We start from the raw sequence: 22,398 nt of genomic DNA on the forward strand, positions 1-22,398 counted from the left end.
ATTATGGCTAGGCTTGAATACATTTGGAATTTGCCGCGTTTCAGCAAGCGGCTGATCAGCGTACTCATTGACAGTATCTTTATTGTTACTTCATTCTATATCGCTTACTGGACTCGGTTAGGAACAATCACGGCCGCTCAAGACCAGTTAACCTATTATGTGTTAGCTGGTACGACGATTGTTTCGATCATTGCTTTCACTCGCTTAGGGCTTTACAGAGCGGTACTACGCTATCTAACGTTCCATGCTTTGGCTGTGGTTGGGGTGTGCAGTGTTATTTCAGCGCTGTCAGTTGCTGTCTTCTCATTTTATCTAGATGCTCCAATTCCTCGCTCTGTTCCGATTATATATGGCGCTTTTCTTTGCTTACTTTGTGGCGGCGCTCGAATGATCATTCGATCTTTGGTTGCCCAGGCGAATAACAAGAGCAAGAAGAAAGTGCTGATATATGGAGCTGGATCCGCGGGGCGTCAGCTCGCATTAGCGTTGCGTTCATCAGAGTCACACCACGTTGTTGGTTTTATTGATCAGGATAAAACTATTGTGGGTACCATGATTATGGGGCTCAATGTTTACGATGCCCTCATAACCGACAATATCGTGGAAAAGTATAATGTTGGCCAAGTTTTGCTCGCGATTCCAAGCGCATCAAGAGTTAAACGCAAGCAAATACTCGGTTCTTTGATGCATTTGTCTGCAGAGGTATTAACCATTCCGAATATGGAAGATATCGTTGAAGGGCGAGCTAAAATTGATGAGCTTAAAGATGTTGAAGTAGAAGACCTTCTTGGCCGAGACCCTGTGTCACCGCAACAGTCGTTAATGGAAGCAAACATTAAAGGTAAAGTTGTAATGGTGACAGGCGCTGGAGGATCGATAGGTTCAGAGCTTTGCCGACAAATTATTAGGCAGAAACCCAAAGCCCTTGTTCTGTTTGAGTTGTCTGAGTTTGGCTTGTACAAAATAGACAGAGAGCTAAATAACCTAGTAGAAACGGACGGCCTATCTCTACAGGTGATTCCATTGTTGGGTTCTGTTCAAAGAATCAATCGCTTAGCGACAACCATGAAAAGCTTCAATGTACAAACTGTTTACCACGCTGCAGCCTATAAACATGTCCCACTCGTTGAGTACAATGTGGTTGAAGGGGTCCGTAACAATGTTTTCGGTACTTACTATGCAGCCAAAGCCGCGATAGAGGCTGGAGTGGAATCATTCGTCCTTATCTCAACTGATAAAGCGGTTCGCCCTACCAACGTCATGGGTACAACTAAGCGTGTATCAGAACTTGGCCTTCAAGCTTTGGCAACGCAACAAAACGCGCTTGAGAATGGTACTCGCTTCTGTATGGTGCGTTTCGGTAATGTGTTGGGCTCGTCTGGCTCGGTTATCCCTTTATTCAAAAAGCAAATTGCCGCGGGTGGTCCAGTTACTGTTACACATGAGGATATTATTCGCTACTTTATGACCATTCCTGAAGCCGCTCAATTGGTCATTCAAGCGGGAGCAATGGGCAAAGGTGGTGATGTCTTTGTCCTTGATATGGGAGAGCCAGTACGGATTGCTGATCTTGCGCGAAATCTTATTCAGCTTTCTGGCTTGGAGGTCAAAGATAGTGATAATCCGTATGGTGATATTGCTATAGAGTTTTCTGGCCTAAGACCTGGTGAAAAGCTGTATGAAGAGCTGCTTATCGGTGATAACGTACAAGAAACCGCACACCCTAGAATCATGACCGCGCAAGAAACCTATCTGCCGATTGATGACTATTTAGAGTTGTTAGAAAAGCTCGACCACGCTTGTCACAATTTCAATCATGAAGAAATTAGGCGGTTACTCCTTGAGGCGCCGACGGGCTTTAACCCATCGGATGAAATAGGGGATTTGGTCTGGAAGCAGTTAAGTGAAAATCAATCAGGTCAAATGGTGGAGCTCAATGCAGAGTTGAAAGCATTGGTTCATTAAGTTGATTAGAGCGAGCCGAAAGGGCTCGCTTTCTTGTATCAGGGCTGAGCTCTCAAAGAAATCTCCCCGCCAATAAAACTCTCAACCCCATTATTCGTTTCTAATAGCACGGCACCTTGCTCGTTGATACCACGGCAAATACCAGTGATTTCACGGGGGCCCATAACAAGCTTGATTGGGCGGTCTAAGAAATTGTCGAGGCGATTCCAGCGGGTTACGAAACCCTGCATCCCTTTTAGTTCATAGTCAGTGAGGGCTTGGTGTAGCGTGTTGATCAGTGTTATCGCGAGCTCGTTTCGGTCAAGTATTCCCGTGTTTTCAACATCCTTTAGGCTAGCCCAAGGTTGGGTGATGCCTTCGGTTTTCTCAGGCATCATCAGGTTCATGCCCATACCTATCACTAAGTTAGCGGCCGCCCCCGCTTGGCCCGACATTTCTACCAAAATGCCAGCTAGCTTCTTGTCTTGGTAATAGAGGTCGTTCGGCCATTTGAGTTTCACTCCCTCTAGGCCTAGTTTTTCCAGCGCCTCGACTATTGCCACTCCGACAACCAAACTAAGCCCCATAGCCGCCGCCATTCCAGCATCTAGCCGCCAGTACATCGACATATATAAGTTAGCTCCAAAAGGAGATACCCACTCGCGGCCGCGACGTCCTCTCCCTTTAGCTTGGTACTCCGCAAGGCAAACCGCGCCCGACTGCAAGCTGTCTGCCCTATCTAAGATATACTGATTGGTAGAGTCAATGACGGGGATAAGCTCGACCAAATCCCCAAACTGCGCTTGAAGTGTTTGTTCATCTAACAGTTGCATGGGTTCGGCAAGTTGATAGCCTTTTCCCTGCACTCGATAAACGTCTACGCCCCACGCCTGAATGCCTTTAATGTGTTTACTGATTGCTGCGCGAGACACACCAAGCATAGTGCCGAGCTCTTCCCCTGAATGAAATCCGCCTTGAGCAAGTGCGCGTAATATGGCCAGTTTGATGGAATGTTCTTTCATGTCAGGCCTCTATGATCCTGTGTAAGTACGTTTCGCTGGTGTGATCCATAAAGCGAACTTCATGCTCTAGTTCGACGTCAAATTTGGCTGACACACAGGCGCGTACCTTTTCTGCAAGGTTGACGACGTCGGTGGCGCTTGCTGAACCTCGGTTGACTAACACAAGTGCTTGGTTGGGGTGGACTTGTGCTCCGCCGACTTTGGTGCCTTTTAAGTGGCATTGATCTATCAACCAACCGGCCGCGAGTTTCATACCGCTTTCTGCCGGGTAGGCGACGAGATTAGGGAATCGAAGTTTAAGCGCTGAGTACTGCTCATGCGATACGATAGGGTTTTTGAAGAAGCTACCTGCGTTTCCCGTCACAGTTGGGTCAGGCAGCTTTTCCATCCTTACCTGACAAACGGTCGAGTAAATCTGTTGAGCTGTCACAGCCTCTGCATCAAATTCTTGCAACGGGCCATAGCTGATATTTGGCTGCCAATCTTTAGCGAGTTTGAGGCCAACAGCAATAATGATCGCTTTTTGATAAAGCTGATGCTTGAAAATCGAGTCTCGATAGCCAAATTGACATTGCTCAGCCGTCATTCGATGTACCTTAAATGTCTCTAAGCAAAGAATATCGACATATTCACAGATGTCTTTTAGCTCAACGCCATAGGCGCCAATATTTTGGATAGGAGCACTGCCCGCGCATCCTGGAATCAGTGCTAGGTTTTCTAACCCATTGTAGCCTTGCTCGACTGACCATTCGACCAGTGCTGGCCAATCTTCGCCGGCGCTTACGTGCAAGTGCCAGTGATGTTCGCTTTCGTTGACCTTTTTGCCCATCAAGCGGTTCACCACCACAACACCATGAAACGGCTGAGTGAAAAGCATATTGCTGCCTTTCCCAAGCATTAGTTTCGGTAGGTCTTGCCATTCAGGTGTCTGATACGCCTCGATGATATCCTCGATAGAGTGGGCTTCGACCAAATAGTCGCAGGTCTGAGAGATAGAAAAAGTATGGTACGCCGAGAGGTCGGCTTGAGTCTGAATTTGCATCACTATTATCGAGTCAACTAAACTGCGCACATTCTACCTTAAAAACGGATTAGGCGATAATGAGCAGCTTAACCATCGATGTGTTAGACCCGATAAAACTGCCACTTGTGGCGAGGTTATACAAGCAGTATTACCCTTCTGGCAAAGCAAAAAAAGATGAACTGACAATAGTGGGGTATTGGGAGCAGCAACTTGCTGCTGTTGTTCGCTTTCGTTCCATTGAGCAGTATCGCTTACTGACGGGGATGTTGGTGGTGCCGGACCAAAGAGAGAAAGGGCTTGGTCATCAACTAATGGCTTATTGTCAAGACAAGGTGCTCACAGGTTTTGATTACTGCTTTGCTTACCAGCATCTGGAATCGTTCTACGCGCAACATGGGTTTGTTATGGTCGAGGAAAGCGCATTACCCAACTCGCTTAGACAGCTCTTTATTCGTTACTCAGGCAGTGGCAAAAAATTGGTGGCGATGCATTATCAAACGTCATGAATAAGGCTTTGATGTTTATCAATGCAGGCTAATTTGCCAAAGGGTGTTTCATGATGCTGTGAGCTAAGGACAATTCTTACTCAGTCAAGGTACAATCTGGGGCGGCAAATCTAGGTATTTTCTACCATATTTTGCTAATATCGCTCTCCACTTTAAGTAAAGGTATTACATCCAACATGATGACCAATAGGAATATATTCGAAAAACTGCCCACTCTGGCGCAAGATCCGGCTCAGTTTGAGACGCTCTACGCGGCGAGAGACTTTAGAACTCGTCTTATTGAGGCGATTCAAAAGGCAAGTAAGCGAATCTACCTTGTCGCGCTCTATCTTGAGGATGACGAAGCTGGCCGAGAAATCTTAACGGAGCTTTATGAAGCGAAACAGCGCAATCCAGGCTTGGATATTGCGGTGTGTGTTGACTGGCATCGAGCTCAGCGTGGATTGATTGGCGCGGCGCCTGGTGAAACCAATGCCTCTATGTACAAAGCATTCGCTGATAAGTACCCGCACAAAGTGCCTGTTTATGGTGTCCCTGTTCGTGGTAGAGAAGTGTTTGGCGTGCTTCATCTAAAAGGGTTTATCATCGATGACCAAGTTATCTACAGCGGCGCTAGCTTAAATAACATTTACTTAAACTACAAAGAACGTTACCGCTTCGACCGTTACCACGTGCTAGGTAATAAAGCGCTGGCTGACAGCATGGTCGATTTAGTGCAGAAAGAGATGATCGCCCACCCTGCGGTTAATGATCTTGCTTGTCCCACCAAGCCAGAGACGAAAGAGATCAAAGCGCAAATTCGTCAGCTTCGTGGTTCTTTGGCGAAGGCGAGCTACCAATTTACACCTGAGTCGGTGTCTGCTGATCAGGTTGCAGTGACTCCTATCGTGGGAGTGGGGAAAAAGCGCAATAAACTCAATCAAGGCATTAACCAATTGCTCGCCTTGGCAAAGGATGAGATCTTCATTTGTACGCCATACTTTAACTTTCCGCGCAGTGTCGCCAAAGAAGTCAAAAAAGCGATTAAGCGCGGCGTGAAGGTGACGATTGTCGTCGGTGATAAAACCGCTAATGACTTTTATATTGCCCCTGACCAAGAGTTTAAAACCATCGGTGGTTTGCCGTACTTGTACGAGCGTAACTTGCGTCAGTTTGCAAAAGCGAACGAGGCCAATATTGCGAGCCGCAAACTCTCTATCCATCTTTGGAAGCATGATGAAAACAGCTACCACTTGAAAGGCATCTGGGTTGATAAGCGATATATGCTGATTACCGGTAATAACCTGAACCCGCGTGCGTGGAAGCTAGATCTAGAAAACGCGATTCTGATTCAAGATAACTACCATCATTTAACGGAACAGTTTGAGCAAGAAGTGGTGAATATTCTTCAACATACGCATTTGATTTGCACGTATAAGCAGTTGGAGAAGTTTGAGAATTACCCAGAACCCGTGCAAAAGCTGATGCGTAAGATTACGCGTGTAAAAGCAGATCGAGTGTTAAAGCAGATTCTTTAGTGAAAGAACACTATAAGACTTAGTAGATAAAGTAAGGGCAGCGTGTTAGCGCTGCCCTTTTTGTTTAAGGTGCAATGAATGCTTGGCTAAATACCATGTTGTCCTGGTGAGTCAATGCAGCTTGACGCTGACTGTTTTCTTGCTGACTCCGGATGATAGAAATCGTGTCCACATCTGATGTGGTTTGATAACCATTGTTTTCGACAGCCTCGGCATTGAAATTCGATGAGATAAACGTTAGTTCAACGTCTTGATCGTCGCTAGTTTCAAAGAGAGATACTTCCTTTTTATTAAGAGCGGCATTCGCCCAAACAGCGTCGATGTTACTATCTTCAAAGGCCATCAATGGTTGATTTAAGTTTGGTTTCCCGTAAATCGTTTGATGAATCTTATTCCCATTATTCTCTACGGCATATAGTGTCGAGCGCTGCAAATCCATTGTCGTTGGAGCGGCACTATCATAGCCATTTAAACAAAACGAGGTTACAGATAGCCCACAGCTTGAAACTAAACTAAGAGAGGAGGTTGGTGTCGGCATATTAAGATCTGTGAGGCTGTTTAACTCATTGATACCGTTGTCAGGATTTTCGATGTGTTTGGTGTACTCTGTATTCCACGTTTTGTGCGTCGCCTTAACATGCACATAGTAGTCTTCGGTCAGTTCAGCCGCATAGCTATAGGTACCATCGGTGAGAGGGAGTGATTGCCACAGAATCGCCCCGGTGTTTTGACGGTATATGTTGAGTTTCGCAGAATTCAGGGTTGTATCTGTACCATCTAGTGTATACCAAGGGGTGGTATGATTTGTTACATTTACTAAATCGACAGGGTTGTTACTGTCTTGTGTCGCTGAAGCTGCGATAAAACGGTACTGCATCAAATCTTTATCACTGCAACCACTCGTTGAGCGACAAAGTCGAGCCGCTAATACTTCTTTATTGGTTACACTATTGTAAACAATATTGTTCGGCGAAGTGCTTTCTTGATCGTCAGTTGTAGATCGGAAGACGAAGAAGCCATTGCCATCTCCCTCATCATCAATATAACCATTGTAATCTGTTGTGGATGGTTTAATTTCTGTATTGCATGAGACTCGGCTATCCCAGTCGTTAAAGGTATTGACGGTAAAGCGGGTTGGGATAAAGTCTTTTTCGATGGTTAGTATGTCATATATACCACCTCGAGAAGTCGACACGATGCTGATGTAGTCTCCGTCTTGCACCAAGCTTTGGTTGATGTTTATCGTTCCACTTGTGGGCTGATAAGAGCTTTTCCAAGTGCCATTTGACGAGTGGACGTGAAGCTTGATGTTTGCTCCCTGTGCTTTTTGAGCTATGTACGACTTAGTATTGCCACTATTCGTTCCATATATAGCGCAATTTCCTTCTGTTCCGAAAGTGACAGATTTTAACGCTACGAAGTCAATGGTGTACTTAGGTGTAGAAGGTGTTGAACCGCCACCACTGCTTCCACCGCTTCCGCCACCACAGCCTACCATTAGGGCAGGTAAGGTCAGTAATAGAGCACTCTTTGCTGCTTTCATCGTCAATTTTTTATCCTAAGTCATTCTAGTCTGCTAACTTTCTAGCAATAAATGTGCCTTTAACGCTCAGTCTTTGGGCATTGTAGAACTTCATCACACTTCACTTAGCCTCTAGAGCTAAAAAGGGCTGATGTTCTCACATCAGCCCTTAAACTAGCTCACAATATCGTTATTCAACGCTACTAGGTCTTTGGCCCCATTGCGATCTCGCATCAGTCTTATCAAATAAGTAGTACTGCTTGCGAAGCATTTGGCCACCGTCACGAGTGATCGGTTCCCATGCAATTTGTGCTCGACTCGTGCTCGGCTTGATGGTCATGATGTCCATCGGAATTGAGATGTAGAAGCCTTTGTTGTAACTGCCTTCACCATATTCTTCTGCTGTTAAATCGGTAAAGGTGGCGTACGCACCAACAATAACTCCTGACTTAAACTGTTTCGAAAAGTCGATGCGAGCTCCCATATCGCCACCAAGGAATTTGCCCGCACTAACTTTCAACAAGGTGCTGTCTAAGAATTGCCACTGCGGCATATAGTAGCCAGTCACGTGACCAGTTGTACCTTGGCTCAATACATAGGCTTGGCATTGCGGGATAGGGTCGTTACATGCGGCTTCATCGTAAAAGAAGTAGTCTTCGCTAAAAGTACCAAACCAGGAATCAGGATCTCGCTGGCTTACTAAGTTGGCATCCACACCGATTGCCCAATTGGCGTTAAGTGGTCGATAGAGTACTTCACCACCAACTCCAGCAAACATCGATTCCAAGTAGCCGCCATACATTTGGGTGTAAATCGACTTGGTTGGTTGCTCAAACCAAGTGAGTTGCAATCTGTTCAAACGGATTGGGTTGTCGTGCACATAGGCTCGGAACATAGTACGCACACGAGGCGTAGCATAGTTGCGCACGTGCGGTGAGTACTCAACGTAGTTAAACTTGTCGTAGTTGTCGGTTAAGTTGAAATAAACAGAGCCAGCTAACTCGAGATTATCCGTAAGCCAAAAGTTAGACTTCGCGTTAAGGCCGATGCTGTACAAGTAAAAATCTTCAGGTGCACCAATGCTTTGTTTGAGCACAGGATCGATGCCGTAATCCCATCGTTGTTTGGTTGAAGCGAGTGTATTTGTTACGGCTTCCTTAGTAGGTTCAGACGTTGAAAAGCTATCTTCAACGTTTGCATCGATTGCCATATGATTGGCTGCTTCGAGGTACTGCCTACGATCGATGGTTGTTTCTGTTAGAGCCATTCCATCTTGGGTTTCGATGACTTTAAATGTCTTGATTGAATCATCGCTGCTGTTGGACAAAATGGATGCGGCGCGATCCAACGCTTCGTTTCTGTCACGGTATTTTCTCTGTTCACCTTTTACGGTAAGCGTATCGCCCTCTTTCGTTAGAGTGTTTTGCTTGTACCCTGCGTTGCGCTCGATTTGCTTAGCAACGATCTGCCAATCAGTGTCAGCTTCTGTTGGTCTGAGTTGAGCCTGTGGTTTTGGCTCATCACGCCAAATAGCCTTCATTTCATTGAAGTTGGTGTCGATGTTAAAGCCTAGCGTCAGAGTATCCCCACGTTGATAGCTGAGTTTCGCATCTGCCCAATCGGTTAAGCGGTAGTTCACCCCAAAGTTCCAAGGAGTATGCTGAGTCATCGATTTGGCTCCAACTCTTACAGGGTAGTCTTGGCTGTAATCGTTACCTTCATACTCAACTTTTAGGCGCAAGGGCTCAAAAGGGGTTTGATACTCAACTCCACCAAATAAAGAGGCTGGACCCTTGAACCACCTTTCAAAGTCTACACTGCCTCCTGTGCCTTTTGTTTCCGTTGGCCTAGTGCAATACTTCTCACTGGCCTTACAAAATGGATTGCTTAAAGTGCCGCTTTGGCCTAAATATCCCCAACCTATGCCCAAAGTAAAATCTAAGTTGTTAAAGCGCTTTGTAGCGGCGATAAACTCACCATCAAACAACCCTGTACCGCCGAAGTCGCGAACCCCGATAGAGGTTTCAGGAAGCCAATAGCTTTCTTCAAGCAAGCGAATTTTAAAATCAATACCTTTATCAGTATTAATGTTATCGCCGCTATAGTCTGGATTCGGGTTGTACAATGTATCTGGAATGCGAGTGTAGCGGATGGTGGTTTCCAACCAGCTCATTAATTGTAGGGATACGGTATAGTAATAGTAATCGTCATTGAAGCTCGCCCCCATATTGAATTCGCCTTCAGCTGCCATCCGGGCGGTTGGCGTTTGCATAAGGCCTGTGCCGCCGAAGTCAGTTTGCGAGACTTTCCAAGTCGCATCACTTGCAAAGGTCGGTACAGAAAGAAGAGTCAGCGTGGAGAGGATTAAAGTGGATTTGTTGTTTTTCATTTTGCACTTCTTCTCATTGTGATTAGCTGAACAATTTGCTGCTCCAGTTGCTGTACTTCTTTGTTGCTAGAATTGAAACCAATAAAAATAACACTTCCTGGAGTGAGTGATGTGTTTTGACTGTTCCAATAAGCATATCCGCGACGCACAACGTTCCCATCAGGGTAAATAACCCACGCATAACTTGGATGAGCGCTTTTGAGTAGATTTAGTCGGCTAAGGTAACCAGAGAGCGGGAATGACTCGTCAAACTCTACGTCTTGCGGTGTATACAAAGCACCTTCAAATGAGAGCGTCCGAGTGCGCTTAGGAGTAATCAACTCGTAATTGCCTTGAAGCATCGGGTTGTCGGCAGCATCAGTCCGTATTTGGTCAAAGTCGAGATCAATTTTTTCTCGATAAGCGACAGTCCAACTTTGAATCTGTTGTTTGAATACACCTGCGACTTCCTCTGAAATAACCTGACCATCGACTAGAGCTTGCAGTTTCTCAAGCACATCTTGTTTCTCTATATCGGCTTGAAATTGTTTGTCTAGATTAAATAATTGATTGGCAAGAGGGTAAACAGTCGGTTGTGTTGCCCCTTGCAGAGCAATGACATCAGTAAACACTTGCTCAATACGAACGGGGTGAGGGTACTCTAGGGCTAGCTGATCACCAGGGAGTGATATGCTTAGCTCTGTGGCATAAACTGGAGCCGGAATAAGTAGACAGCCAAGCAACACTCTACCCAGTATAGATTTGACACACTTGTTCAATAATCGATTCATAGTAATGACTCAACGTAAGGCTTTAATACTTCAAACTCAACTTCTAAAAGGTGAGGAATTAACTGTTGATGGCTTTTTACTACGCTACCTCGCTCATCAATCCAGTAATTGTTTTCCATCACTTGTTGGCTGTGATTGAAGGTGACAACTTCTTTAATATGACGGGTCTGTTTTTCCCACAATAGGGACTTCGTCACCCCTGTACCAACAGGGTAGCTTGCTACTTGAGCACGCTGAGCAAAATGGTAATTCGGTTGCCAATCATATTCTGCTTGCCAAGCTATTGTGTCGCTTGTCGGTACAGCAAGTTGGGTAGAAGAAGAGAGTCCAACGAGATTGGCACCAGGAAGGCGATTGGTTTTGACAATACGGCCGTTCTCTGTGGTGATCATTGCTTTGTCGCTAGAAAACCATTTTAGCTGGGTATTACCCGTCACAGGGTTTGTTTCTGCGTAGGCAAGCACCATAAATAGCTGCGGCCCTTGATTAATGCGCACGTACATACTGGCATAAGGCAGATCTTCGACATGTTCTTGATTATGGGTGAAATCGTCAAAGCCAAACAAAGCTTCATCAAGTGTCGAATTAACATCTTGAAACCGTTGGGAGCAACCTGACAACAAAAAAACAAATAGGATTAGGAGAGCACTACGAAGGTGAGTCATTTGTTCGTCCTGACAATGACAGAGGTGATTACAAAAAACTAAAAAAACACCCTTAGTGTAGCTAAGGGTGTTTGGAGATTTGCACTACAGATTAGTTAGTGCCGTCAGTACCATCAGTACCATCGTTGTCTGATGAAGCAATAGCAACAACGCCAACACCAACAGCAGCAGCTACTGTTACCGCTGCTGTTGTTGCCGCAGCACCGCCCGCAGCACCAGCTGCAGCTGCACCGCCTGCAGCACCGCCACCAGCACCGCCTGCACCCGCAGCACCAGCTTCAGCGCCTGTATTTGCGAAGGCACCAGCAGACATGCCAAGTGCAACTAACATTGCTAGAGCAATATTCTTCATAAAATTATCCTTGTAAATTTACAGTTTTAACATCGATGTTGGAGGAATTTTAATCACTCCGTTGCTTATTCTATGCGACATTCCGTAAAGTGTAAAATAATTAACAACTTGTTTTACATATCACTTGAGCAACTGAAAGCTATCGAATCACAGTTTAGTTGTCACTCTTATAAGCATAGTTATAGTAACCGTAGCCATAAGAGCTAGACGCCTTCTTCTCGACAGCATTCAAGATCACGCCTTTCACTTCGATACCCGCTTTTTCAAATCGGTCTCGTGCAACATCGATCTCTTTGACTGTATTTTGGCCAAATCGCGCCACCATTAATGTAGTGCCAGCAAGTGCGCCAACAATACTTGGGTCAGTGACCGCTAGTACTGGTGGGGTATCGACAATAACTAGGTCATACTCACTGCTCGCCCAATCTAATAGCTCTTTGAAACGTCGATGCATTAGCAGCTCAGACGGGTTCGGCGGAACTTGCCCGCGAGCAATGATATCCAGATTTTCTATCGAAGTAGCCTTTATTGATTGTGCTGTATCGATTTTTCCGCTTAGTAGATCCGACAAACCATTGTCCCACTTTAAACCAAAAGGTTTCTGTAGGTAGCCTTTACGCATATCCGCATCAATCAATAATACGCGTTGACCGGTTTTAGCAGCGACTGCGGCAAAGTTAGTTGAAACAAAAGACTTACCAATACCAGGTGCGGGACCGGAAATCATCAACACATTATTGTCTGCTTCCATCATGGCAAAGTGCAAGCTAGTACGTAGACCACGCAGGGCTTCTACAGAAAGATCTGCCGGGTTAGCTTCGGCGAGCAGTGCCATTTGACCGTCTCGGTGTTTCTTCTTCACCTTACTAAAGAGGCTCTCTTGCATCTCTGAACGTGGCACACTTGCATACACCGATAGGCCAATCTGTTCAATTTCATCTGGATTCTCGACACCACGATGAAACACAGCTTTTACCAACACAAAGGCAACGCTCAACATACCGCCCAATAGAGTAGCAAGTACTGCAATCAATGGCTTCTTAGGTTTAACTGGTGCCATGTAAGTTTGAGCTGTATCGAGGATACGCACGTTACCCACAGTTCCCGCCTTGATAATGCTTAGCTCTTGAACCTTGTTAAGAAGTTGGATGTAAATCTGTTGGTTGACTTCCACATCACGCGTCATACGAAGAATTTCGCGCTGAGTCTTAGGTAGTTTTTGTACTTGTTGATTGAGGCGCTCTTTTTCATTAAGTAGTGTTTGACGTTTGTCTAGCAGTGAACGGTACGCTGGGTGATCTTTAGTAAAGCGCTGGCTAATATCGCTTTCTTTAAAGGTCAACTCATTTAACTGCGCTTCAAGTTCCACCATTACTTTCAGTGTCGATTGCGCTTCAAGACCTAAATCTACCGACTCATTCTCTTGACGATATTGATTAAGGGTATCTTCTGAAGAGGTTAAGTTCGTTTTTATTTCTGGCAAATGTTGTTTTAAAAACGTTAAGCTTTTTTCTGCTTCAGCAGAGTTACGCTCAACATTTTGTAAGAAATAGGTTTGGCTAATATGGTTCAGAATGTCGCTGATTAGTGTGCGGTCTTCACCTTCAAAGCTAAGGTTTAAAATACCCGTTTGCTTACCGCGCTCGCTAATAGAAAGATTGCGCTTTAACCATTCAATCGCTTCTAAACGAGAGCGTTTGCCAATGCTAAATTCAAATCCAGTGCTTGATTGAAGATCCGTAACAAACAGAGTGTAGTCTTCGTTTTGTGCGAGTTTACCTGTTGTACCTTCAAGAACCACGCGCTCATCTTCACGCACCAGTTGATACTGTTTTTTCTCTGCATCAAGAACGATGAGTTTGTGCTCCATCCCCAGTGCGTAGTCAGGTAGTTCATAGCGGCTAATGGTGATCCGATTGAGATCTCCACTTAGACGAGCAATGCCTTTACCCACAAGCGGTAAGTATGATGGTGAGGCAACGGTCGTAAGATTAAACTTGTCAACTGTATCCCCCAGGATCATGCGAGATTTAATAATTTCAATTTCGGTAGTAGCGGAAGATTCTTGTGAAAAGAGTTCCCCCATATCGCCGACCATAGCGGAAATACCACCAGAGCTCTTTTGCTCTATCTGAATCAAAGCATCCGCTTTGTAAATTGGAGTTGAAAGCAGAGCAATGGCTACCCCAGCAACGGCAAAAATGGCTGTCACAACGATAATTAGCCACTTCGCGTCCAATAAAATTCCAAGCAATTTCCCTAGATCGATTTCATCAGAGGAATTATCGGTTGTTTGTCGAGATTGTTGTGTTGTCATAATGTATTAAGGTTCTTTAATTCCTGGCAACGTGGAGTTAGAGCTTTTTAGCCCATGCCTCTGCAGATTTTTCAATAAGTTGGTAAGCGTGTTCAAAGGCTTCTCGACTTTGACGGAAAGGGTCGGGTATGTCCTGTTGCCCAATCCATTGGCCGAATAGCATGGTTTTTCCACGAGCTTCTGGTGCTATTGAGGTCAAGGCTTCCATATGCCCTTTTTCCATAACCAAAATTAGGTCGTATTGCGCGCACAGCGAAGAGGTAAGTTGTTGAGCTTGGTGCCCAGTTAAGTCAACATCATTTTCTGCGGCAAGCTCCGTTGCCATATTGTCAGCAGACTTGCCGACAAGCCCACTCTTTTCGGCGGCGATACCGGCAGAAGCAATGTGTTTTTCAGGAAGTAACTTTTGTAAAACTCGCTCACCAGTTGGAGAGCGACAAATGTTGCCTACACAGACGACGAGAATTTTATTAAACATATCTTCATTTCCCAGCAAGAGTTTAGCTTGCCGGGAGCTCCATTTAATTCAACTGGATATTACGGCCAAGTCTTGATACGTAGTGCACCTTCGGTTAACTCATTAAAGCCAGTAATGGTTGGCATGAGCTGTCTGACCACACGATTCCAACGAGTGATAGGGGCTGCAGTGACATAGACAATGTCATAAGGCTTAAGATCAAACTCTGTACCAATCACTAGTGCGGACGCATCTTTGATATTCAGTTGGAAAATATCAGCAAGGTGTTCGGATTTGTCACCTGCTGTGCGAATTACAAATACGCCTGTTGCATCCGCTGATAGCTCATTAATACCACCCACATTGCTGAGCGCCTCAGTGAGGCTCATGCCGGCGCGATCCATTTTCAGCAGTTTAGGGTCATTCACTTCACCCATAACAAACACTTTTTGATTGTCGTCACGAGGTACGTGGATGATGTCGCCAGATTGCAATAGGCGATTTTGTTTTAGGTCACCACGCTGCATGAGAGCATAAAGTGAAAGAGATTCTTCTACCCCATTACGCGTAAGCGTGACATTGCGCCAATCGGCATCTTCTGCGAGTCCACCAGCGTGATTGATAGCATCCAATAGCGTAAGGGGAATGTTAGTAATCGCTTGCTGGCCTGGCTGAGATATTGCGCCAGTAATGTAAGTTTTTTGCGAGCGAAATGAGGCTACACTTACATCAACTTGTGGGCTCTCCAGATACTTGGCCAAACGTTCTGCAATATCAGTTCTTATTTCACGAACGGTTTTGCCTTTAACTTCTACAGTGCCTATGTACGGGTAGAAAATTGTGCCATCAGCATGAACCCAGTTACCTGACTCAGAAGCACTGCGATATGAGCCGGCAGGAATCGTAAGTTCTGGGTGATCCCACACGGTAACATTCAAGATATCGCCAGGGCCAACTCGATACTCGTAGTTGGCGATCATTTGATCTAATTCAGGGTTGGCTTGGGATACAAAGCTGCGCTCTCTAGGCAGCGTGCTAATGGTCTGAGCTGTAAGTGGATAGAGGTTAACTTGTTCAGAAACCGTGGATTCTTGATTTGTTTCTGTTTCGACGATGTTTTTATTGTCTGTCGAGAGATGTGAGCCTGGAGTTGTACATCCTGCCAATAACGCTGGGATTACCATCGCAAGCAAAAGCTTTTTTTTAAATTCCATGTTTGCTAAGTCATTAAATTAATTATGTATTACAACCTTCATGTCGTAATAGAAGAGTTTAAATAAAAAGCACATGCCAAACTTCAATATTCTGTAAACAATTGTTGTCTAGAAGTGTTTGCGGCGATTGTACTATGCATACGGTTAATCACCTAATTATCCATACAATCAGCGCTGCTGCAATTATGAACGCATAAATAGTGGGAGAAAGGTTCCGGATTTGAGTGGGCACGCATAGAGAACTATCAGTATGAAGGTCTACTTTGGTGAGAGCAGCCCCTTCTCTTTGAACTTTTGTCTCATTATTAAGACGAACGGTGAAGTGACTAGGCGATTGCCTGTTATCGACTATTATTATTGTATCTTGTTGATAGAAGAATCAACACTAAGGAGGCAGTATGAGCTCACCACTAGTAAACCAAACTCTCCCCCCGTTTGATGAGTTAGTTGAGCTGGCGCAGCAAAACCCAGAAGCGTTTCGCCAATTTAAGCAGGATATGTGTGAAGAGCTGATTCTGTCTGCGTCCGACGCAATGCAGGATCGGCTTTGGGCACAGCAAAGCCATATCGATAGGGTTGTGAACCATTGCAAAAATCCAAATCAGGCCAACGTTCTTCTCATGAGAGAGCTTGTCTCCCAAATGATCAAGTTCCAAGATGTGATTGAGCAAGACGGCTACGATGAACCTAAATCAGACGCTGAAGTCATTCCATTTGATTCTTGGCGATAAGCCTAATTCGCTTTGCAATTGATGGATAAGAACGGGCGTTAAGCTATGTCAGCTACGCCTTAATTTTATTAATTGCTGCGCTAGTTTTACCTTCCTTTTCTCCTTTCCTACTTCTTTCTTATCTGAGCTTGATCACAAAAAATCTCTCCTGTGCCCTTGGGTTTATTAAAACCGTCCCACATATAGTTACCACAAGGCTTTCAAAGCCGCTTATCAAATCAAACATAGACATTTCAGGAGAGACGACCGATGAACATTCGTCCATTACACGACCGAGTTATCGTAGAACGCCAAGAAGTTGAATCTAAATCAGCAGGCGGCATTGTTTTGACTGGTTCAGCTGCAGAGAAATCAACTCGCGGCGTAGTTCTAGCTGTAGGCAAAGGCCGCATTCTAGAAAACGGCACAGTGCTGCCATTGGACGTTAAAGTTGGCGACATGGTTATCTTCGCTGAGGGCTACGGCACTAAGACTGAAAAAATCGACGGTAAAGAAGTGCTGGTAATGTCTGAAAACGACATCATGGCGATCGTTGAGTAATAGCAATCATTGAGTAATTTTTTGCTCAGATTCAACTGCTAATCAAAACTAAGAATTTAGAAAAGGAAACTAAAGATGGCTGCTAAAGACGTTAAATTTGGTAACGACGCACGTATTAAAATGCTAGAAGGTGTAAACGTTCTAGCGGACGCAGTAAAAGTAACGCTAGGTCCTAAAGGCCGTAACGTAGTTCTAGACAAATCATTTGGCGCACCAACGATCACTAAAGATGGTGTGTCTGTCGCGCGTGAAATCGAGCTTGAAGACAAGTTCCAAAACATGGGCGCGCAAATGGTCAAAGAAGTCGCGTCTCAAGCAAATGACGCGGCGGGTGACGGCACAACAACGGCAACCGTTTTAGCGCAAGCTATCGTTAACGAAGGTCTAAAAGCAGTTGCTGCGGGCATGAACCCAATGGATCTAAAGCGCGGCATCGACAAAGCAGTAGTTGCTGCGGTTGAAGAGCTAAAAGCGCTATCAGTTCCATGTGCAGATACTAAAGCGATCGCACAGGTGGGTACTATCTCTGCGAACTCTGACGCAACAGTCGGTAACATTATCGCTGAAGCGATGGAAAAAGTAGGTCGTGATGGCGTTATTACTGTTGAGGAAGGTCAGGCTCTACAAGATGAGCTAGACGTAGTAGAAGGTATGCAGTTTGATCGCGGTTACCTATCTCCTTACTTCATCAACAACCAAGAAGCAGGTTCTGTTGATCTAGAAAGCCCGTTCATTCTACTAATCGATAAGAAAGTGTCGAACATCCGTGAGCTTTTGCCAACGTTAGAAGCAGTAGCCAAAGCATCTCGCCCACTTCTAATCATTGCTGAAGATGTCGAAGGCGAAGCGCTAGCGACTCTAGTAGTAAACAACATGCGTGGCATCGTGAAAGTTGCCGCTGTTAAAGCGCCTGGTTTTGGTGATCGCCGCAAAGCAATGCTACAAGACATCGCTATTCTAACTGGCGGTACAGTGATTTCTGAAGAAGTCGGTCTTGAGCTAGAGAAGGTTGTTCTAGAAGACCTAGGGCAAGCGAAGCGCGTGACTATCACCAAAGAAAACTCAACCATCATCGATGGCGCGGGTGAAGAAGCAATGATTCAAGGTCGTGTGGCTCAAATCCGTCAGCAAATCGAAGAAGCAACGTCAGATTACGACAAAGAGAAACTACAAGAGCGTGTAGCTAAGCTAGCTGGCGGTGTTGCAGTAATCAAAGTTGGTGCAGCAACTGAAGTTGAAATGAAAGAGAAAAAAGACCGCGTAGAAGACGCACTTCATGCAACTCGCGCAGCGGTTGAAGAAGGTGTAGTTGCTGGTGGTGGTGTAGCACTGATTCGCGCAGCATCTAAAGTGGCTAACCTTGAAGGTGACAACGAAGAGCAAAACGTTGGTATCCGTGTAGCGCTGCGTGCAATGGAAGCGCCAATCCGCCAAATCACTAAGAACGCAGGTGATGAAGAGTCTGTTGTTGCTAACAACGTTCGCGCAGGCGAAGGTAACTACGGTTACAATGCGGCAACTGGCGAATACGGTGACATGATCGAGATGGGTATCCTAGATCCAACTAAAGTAACTCGCAGCGCTCTTCAATTTGCAGCATCAGTAGCGGGTCTAATGATCACAACTGAAGCTATGGTTACTGACCTACCAGCTAAAGATGCGCCTGCAATGCCTGATATGGGCGGTATGGGCGGTATGGGTGGCATGGGCGGTATGATGTAATCACCCCTCGCTATTTATAGTGAAATTGAAAACGGAGACTTCGGTCTTCGTTTTTGTTTTTTCTAGAGGAAATTTTTCTTCGGGTGAAATAAGTGTCTCACTTCTAATAAGTGCGAAAGTTACTTTCGTGCTTGCTTGATGTAATATGCACATATCGTCACTATCCCTCATATTCATCAGGGATCATTTTTGGAACGAATGTCCGACGGCTCTAATCGTTAGAGATAACTGGACATCTCCAAATATAAGAAGAGGTTAGCAGTGAAAATTGCAGTAGCAGGTACAGGTTACGTTGGTCTTTCTAACGCGATGTTACTAGCACAAAACCACCACGTTGTGGCGCTAGATGTTGTAGAGAAGAAAATTGAGTTATTGAATAACAAAGTGTCACCAATTGTAGATGCAGAGATAGAGGACTTTCTTACCAATCGGTCGCTAAACTTTGTTGCGACCACGGATAAGCAACTCGCCTATCAAGATGCTCGTTTTGTGGTGATTGCGACACCGACTGATTACGATCCGGTGACAAACTACTTCAATACTTCGTCAGTGGAATCTGTGATAAAAGATGTCATGTTAATCAACCCTGATGCAGTGATGATCATTAAGTCAACCGTTCCAGTTGGTTATACCGAACGTATTAAACAAGAATTAGGCTGCGACAATCTGATTTTCTCTCCGGAATTTCTTCGCGAAGGCAAGGCGCTTTACGACAACTTACATCCATCACGTATTATCGTAGGCGAGCAAAGTGAGCGCGCACAAAAGTTTGCCGATCTGTTGGTTGAAGGGGCACAGAAGCAGGATATTGAAGTTCTGCTGACTAACTCAACTGAAGCTGAAGCAGTTAAATTGTTCTCCAATACTTATCTTGCTATGCGAGTTGCTTACTTTAATGAACTGGACTCCTACGCTGAAGCGCATGGCTTGGATAGCCGTCAAATCATTGAAGGCGTTGGTTTAGACCCGCGTATTGGCAATCACTATAATAATCCTTCATTTGGCTATGGTGGCTACTGCTTACCGAAAGACACTAAGCAGCTACTTGCGAATTACCAAGAAGTTCCAAACAACATTATTGGTGCGATCGTTGAAGCAAACCGAACGCGCAAAGACTTTGTCGCAGACGCTATTCTTAAACGCAACCCTGAAGTGGTGGGTATCTATCGCTTAATTATGAAAGCTGGGTCAGATAACTTCAGAGCCTCATCCATCCAAGGCATTATGAAGCGACTGAAAGCGAAAGGGACTACCGTTGTGGTTTATGAACCTGTGCTGGAAGAAGACGAGTTTTTCCACTCCAAGGTCATTCGCGACTTGAAAGCGTTTAAAGCGCAGTCGGATGTTATTGTTTCCAATCGCATGGCTGAAGAGTTGGCCGACGTGGCAGACAAAGTATACACCCGCGATTTATTTGGTTCTGACTAGACAAAACTCCTTAACAAATAAAGCTCCAAATGGAGCTTTATTTGTTTTTGAGATGCTGATGAACATATTGCCTTATATACGGAACTACTTCCTCCTCAAACCACGGGTTTCTTTTTAGCCACAGCGTGTTTCTCGGTGACGGATGAGGTAAAGGCAGGTAATGAGGTGCCCATCGGTGCCAGTCTTTAACAATTTCTGTCAACGTTTTGGGTTTGTCTCTCAGATAGTAATTTTGCGCATATTGCCCGATGAGTAGCGTCATGCCTACGTTTGGTAACTGCTCGAGGACTGCACTATGCCAAGTTGGAGCGCACTCTTTTCTTGGGGGGAGGTCGCCGCTTTTTCCTTTCCCTGGGTAGCAAAGCCCCATCGGCATAATCGCAATTTGTTTCTCGTCGTAAAACTGGGCTTTGTCCAACTGTAACCACTCCCTTAGTCTATCACCGCTGGGGTCATTCCAGGGAATGGAGGTTTGATGCACTTTCAGACCTGGAGCCTGACCTATAATTAGCAGCTTTGCTGATGGGCTTGCTTGGACGACGGGGTTACAGCCATGCTCTAAGTGAGGCTCGCAGATATCGCATTGTCTAACTTGATATAAAAGTTGTTCTAGTTTGCTCATGCTGGGCCGCTTAATAACCTTTGTCGATATTTACTTGGTTTAGTAGCGCAAACCCATCTCGCCATCTTTGGAAGTTCTCAGCAAAGATATCAACGACCTGCTCAGGAAAACTTAAGGCGGCAATGTGCGGAGTAATGGTGATGTCGCGGCGAGCCCAGAAAGGGTGCTCATTAGGTAGGGGCTCAGTATCGAACACATCTAAGTAAGCGTGAGCAAGCCATTGGTTATCTAATGCGTCCGATAGTGCTGATTCGTCAACTGCACTCCCTCGCCCAACATTAAACAGCAAGGCTTGACTGCAGTAGCTCAGACTTTCTCGATTGAAAATATGATGGGTTTCTGACGTGTTTGGCAGGGTGTTAACAATGACATCGGCGTTTTTGAACGCCGTAGCCAATTCTTGGATATGGTAGGTGGTATCAAATGGACTGTTTTTGGCGGGAATTCCGCTGCGATTTACCCCTGAGACATGTATACCGAACGCTTTTGCGGTAGTGGCTAAATAGCTGCCAATCGAGCCTGTGCCAAGAACCACCATTTTTAAATGATTCAATGATTGATAAGGCAAAGGGTGCCAAGTCGATGCCTCTTGTTGCTCGGCGTAGTGCTTAAAGTGACGCTGATGCTGGATAAGATAGCCGAGTACGTATTCCGATATTTGCTGGCCGAAGATGCCTTTCACATTGGTTAATTCACCACTAAACTCATCTAAAGACGGAAGCAGTGCATCAACGCCAGCGAATATGGATTGAATCCACTCAACATTGGGAAACTGTTCAATCTGCGATGAGGCGAGTGGAGGAGAGGCCAATAGTATATTCGCCTCTTCGCGAGAAGTGCTGATCTCTAAGTCTGGCAAATTGGCTTGTTCGAGTAACGCTTGGTACTTCGAGTCATCTTCGGTCAGAAGATACACTTTATAAGTGAAATTGTTCATCGGCTTGCTTTTTTCCCTGCTGGTTATCAAGTACACTTTCGCTGTTTATTTCAACAGACCCTAAGAGTCGTTATGCTACAGAATCCTCTTCAACTTCGCCTTGAGAAGTTTGAACCCTGGAAACAGATTACCTTTATGGCGTGTCTATGTGAACGCATGTATCCAAACTATGCCATGTTTTGCCAAACGACAGAGTTTGCTGAAGCAAGAATTTACCGCGATATCCTAGATAGCATCTGGGAGCAACTGACGGTGAAGACCGCTAAAGTGAATTTTGAGCGCCAGCTTGAAAAGTTAGAAGAGATCATTCCTAGCTCTGAGGATTTTGATTTTTACGGTGTTTACCCGGCCATTGATGCGTGTGTAGGTTTGTCGACACTTATTCATGGCTTGCTGGATCGCGATTACTTGTATGAAAACATGCAAAAACTCAGTCAACAATCGGTGATGACGGTAGCACAGCTAGAAGAAGCTCAAACGGGCGAAGAAATTACCAACGAGAATCAAAAAGATAATGAAGCTGTTTGTGCTGAGTGGGACGTGCAGTGGGCCATCTTTCGTCCGTTGAAGGATGCGCAAGAGCGTGATATTGAGTTGATCAAAGACCTGCGCGCTGAGCTTAAAGATGAAGGCGTGAGTAATATCGGTATTGCGGTGTAGGGGGCTCTCTTGCTCTGTTAATGTTTGATAGCAAAAGGGTTGATGCATGACATCAACCC

The 22,398-nt window shown here is 45.2% G+C and carries 20 protein-coding genes; 8 read left to right on the forward strand and 12 right to left on the reverse strand.

From position 1 onward, the window contains the following. Positions 1 to 3 precede the first annotated feature (3 nt). A complete protein-coding gene (locus U9J37_RS12325; RefSeq protein ID WP_005471113.1) occupies positions 4 to 1,965 on the forward strand; it encodes a polysaccharide biosynthesis protein in 1,962 nt (653 codons plus the stop codon). 38 nt (positions 1,966 to 2,003) lie between these two features. Here the strand turns inward: U9J37_RS12325 and birA are convergent, their stop codons facing one another. Together birA and murB are read right to left on the reverse strand one after the other, a co-directional pair. Further along, positions 2,004 to 2,966, reverse strand: coding sequence for a bifunctional biotin--[acetyl-CoA-carboxylase] ligase/biotin operon repressor BirA (gene birA / locus U9J37_RS12330; RefSeq protein WP_005470978.1), 963 nt, complete (start codon positions 2,964 to 2,966; stop codon positions 2,004 to 2,006). Between the two features lies 1 nt (position 2,967). Beyond that, positions 2,968 to 4,008, reverse strand: coding sequence for a UDP-N-acetylmuramate dehydrogenase (murB, locus tag U9J37_RS12335; protein WP_005471029.1), 1,041 nt, complete (start codon positions 4,006 to 4,008; stop codon positions 2,968 to 2,970). Between the two features lie 59 nt (positions 4,009 to 4,067). Between murB and U9J37_RS12340 the strand changes: the two genes are divergently transcribed. After that, on the forward strand, positions 4,068 to 4,496 hold the full coding sequence (locus U9J37_RS12340) for a GNAT family N-acetyltransferase (protein WP_005470870.1): 429 nt from the start codon (positions 4,068 to 4,070) through the stop codon (positions 4,494 to 4,496). Positions 4,497 to 4,672: 176 nt separating this feature from the next. Beyond that, entirely contained in the window at positions 4,673 to 6,013 is a 1,341-nt protein-coding gene (gene pssA / locus U9J37_RS12345) for a CDP-diacylglycerol--serine O-phosphatidyltransferase (RefSeq protein WP_005471100.1), read from the forward strand. 64 nt (positions 6,014 to 6,077) lie between these two features. Here pssA and U9J37_RS12350 read toward each other — a convergent pair whose 3' ends face one another. The 8 genes from U9J37_RS12350 to U9J37_RS12385 all read right to left on the reverse strand — a co-directional run bounded on the left by U9J37_RS12350 (position 6,078) and on the right by U9J37_RS12385 (position 15,699). Then, positions 6,078 to 7,556, reverse strand: a complete 1,479-nt coding sequence (locus U9J37_RS12350) for a hypothetical protein (protein ID WP_005471159.1) — start codon at positions 7,554 to 7,556, stop codon at positions 6,078 to 6,080. Positions 7,557 to 7,725: 169 nt separating this feature from the next. Next, positions 7,726 to 9,924 carry a YjbH domain-containing protein gene (locus U9J37_RS12355; RefSeq protein ID WP_005471170.1) on the reverse strand — a complete coding sequence of 733 codons (2,199 nt, stop codon included), beginning with the start codon at positions 9,922 to 9,924 and terminating at the stop codon, positions 7,726 to 7,728. Beyond that, complete coding sequence (locus U9J37_RS12360; RefSeq protein ID WP_157607811.1) at positions 9,921 to 10,694, reverse strand: capsule biosynthesis GfcC family protein; 774 nt, start codon at positions 10,692 to 10,694, stop codon at positions 9,921 to 9,923. Before U9J37_RS12360 ends, U9J37_RS12355 begins: the two co-directional genes overlap by 4 nt. After that, the gene (locus tag U9J37_RS12365) at positions 10,691 to 11,359 is read right to left on the reverse strand and encodes a YjbF family lipoprotein (protein ID WP_043886761.1); all 669 of its coding nucleotides are present in this window, start codon (positions 11,357 to 11,359) and stop codon (positions 10,691 to 10,693) included. Before U9J37_RS12365 ends, U9J37_RS12360 begins: the two co-directional genes overlap by 4 nt. A gap of 91 nt (positions 11,360 to 11,450) precedes the next feature. After that, positions 11,451 to 11,711 (reverse strand): hypothetical protein, encoded by a 261-nt coding sequence (locus U9J37_RS12370; RefSeq protein ID WP_005471058.1) that lies wholly within the window; start codon positions 11,709 to 11,711, stop codon positions 11,451 to 11,453. A 154-nt stretch (positions 11,712 to 11,865) separates the two neighbouring features. Beyond that, positions 11,866 to 14,028, reverse strand: coding sequence for a polysaccharide biosynthesis tyrosine autokinase (locus tag U9J37_RS12375; protein ID WP_005471116.1), 2,163 nt, complete (start codon positions 14,026 to 14,028; stop codon positions 11,866 to 11,868). A gap of 37 nt (positions 14,029 to 14,065) precedes the next feature. Then, a complete protein-coding gene (locus U9J37_RS12380) occupies positions 14,066 to 14,506 on the reverse strand; it encodes an arsenate reductase/protein-tyrosine-phosphatase family protein (protein ID WP_005471015.1) in 441 nt (146 codons plus the stop codon). A gap of 59 nt (positions 14,507 to 14,565) precedes the next feature. Then, the gene (locus U9J37_RS12385; RefSeq protein WP_005471162.1) at positions 14,566 to 15,699 is read right to left on the reverse strand and encodes a polysaccharide export protein; all 1,134 of its coding nucleotides are present in this window, start codon (positions 15,697 to 15,699) and stop codon (positions 14,566 to 14,568) included. A 398-nt stretch (positions 15,700 to 16,097) separates the two neighbouring features. Here U9J37_RS12385 and U9J37_RS12390 point away from each other — a divergent pair, with 398 nt between their 5' ends. The 4 genes from U9J37_RS12390 (at position 16,098) to U9J37_RS12405 (ending at position 20,120) form a co-directional block, all read left to right on the forward strand. Beyond that, complete coding sequence (locus tag U9J37_RS12390) at positions 16,098 to 16,430, forward strand: DUF3135 domain-containing protein (RefSeq protein ID WP_005471095.1); 333 nt, start codon at positions 16,098 to 16,100, stop codon at positions 16,428 to 16,430. A 249-nt stretch (positions 16,431 to 16,679) separates the two neighbouring features. Then, positions 16,680 to 16,970 (forward strand): co-chaperone GroES, encoded by a 291-nt coding sequence (locus tag U9J37_RS12395; protein WP_005471099.1) that lies wholly within the window; start codon positions 16,680 to 16,682, stop codon positions 16,968 to 16,970. A 75-nt stretch (positions 16,971 to 17,045) separates the two neighbouring features. Continuing rightward, complete coding sequence (groL, locus tag U9J37_RS12400) at positions 17,046 to 18,692, forward strand: chaperonin GroEL (protein WP_005471093.1); 1,647 nt, start codon at positions 17,046 to 17,048, stop codon at positions 18,690 to 18,692. A gap of 261 nt (positions 18,693 to 18,953) precedes the next feature. Then, positions 18,954 to 20,120, forward strand: a complete 1,167-nt coding sequence (locus U9J37_RS12405; RefSeq protein WP_005471107.1) for a nucleotide sugar dehydrogenase — start codon at positions 18,954 to 18,956, stop codon at positions 20,118 to 20,120. A 37-nt stretch (positions 20,121 to 20,157) separates the two neighbouring features. Here U9J37_RS12405 and U9J37_RS12410 read toward each other — a convergent pair whose 3' ends face one another. Then, complete coding sequence (locus tag U9J37_RS12410) at positions 20,158 to 20,742, reverse strand: uracil-DNA glycosylase family protein (RefSeq protein ID WP_043886760.1); 585 nt, start codon at positions 20,740 to 20,742, stop codon at positions 20,158 to 20,160. Positions 20,743 to 20,752: 10 nt separating this feature from the next. Continuing rightward, entirely contained in the window at positions 20,753 to 21,679 is a 927-nt protein-coding gene (locus U9J37_RS12415) for a D-2-hydroxyacid dehydrogenase (protein WP_005470897.1), read from the reverse strand. Between the two features lie 72 nt (positions 21,680 to 21,751). Here U9J37_RS12415 and U9J37_RS12420 point away from each other — a divergent pair, with 72 nt between their 5' ends. After that, positions 21,752 to 22,339 (forward strand): YjaG family protein, encoded by a 588-nt coding sequence (locus U9J37_RS12420; protein WP_005471016.1) that lies wholly within the window; start codon positions 21,752 to 21,754, stop codon positions 22,337 to 22,339. Positions 22,340 to 22,398 lie beyond the last annotated feature (59 nt).

Origin of the sequence: Vibrio sp. 16 (genome assembly GCF_963681195.1) — a bacterium.
Lineage (GTDB): Bacteria > Pseudomonadota > Gammaproteobacteria > Enterobacterales > Vibrionaceae > Vibrio > Vibrio sinaloensis_D.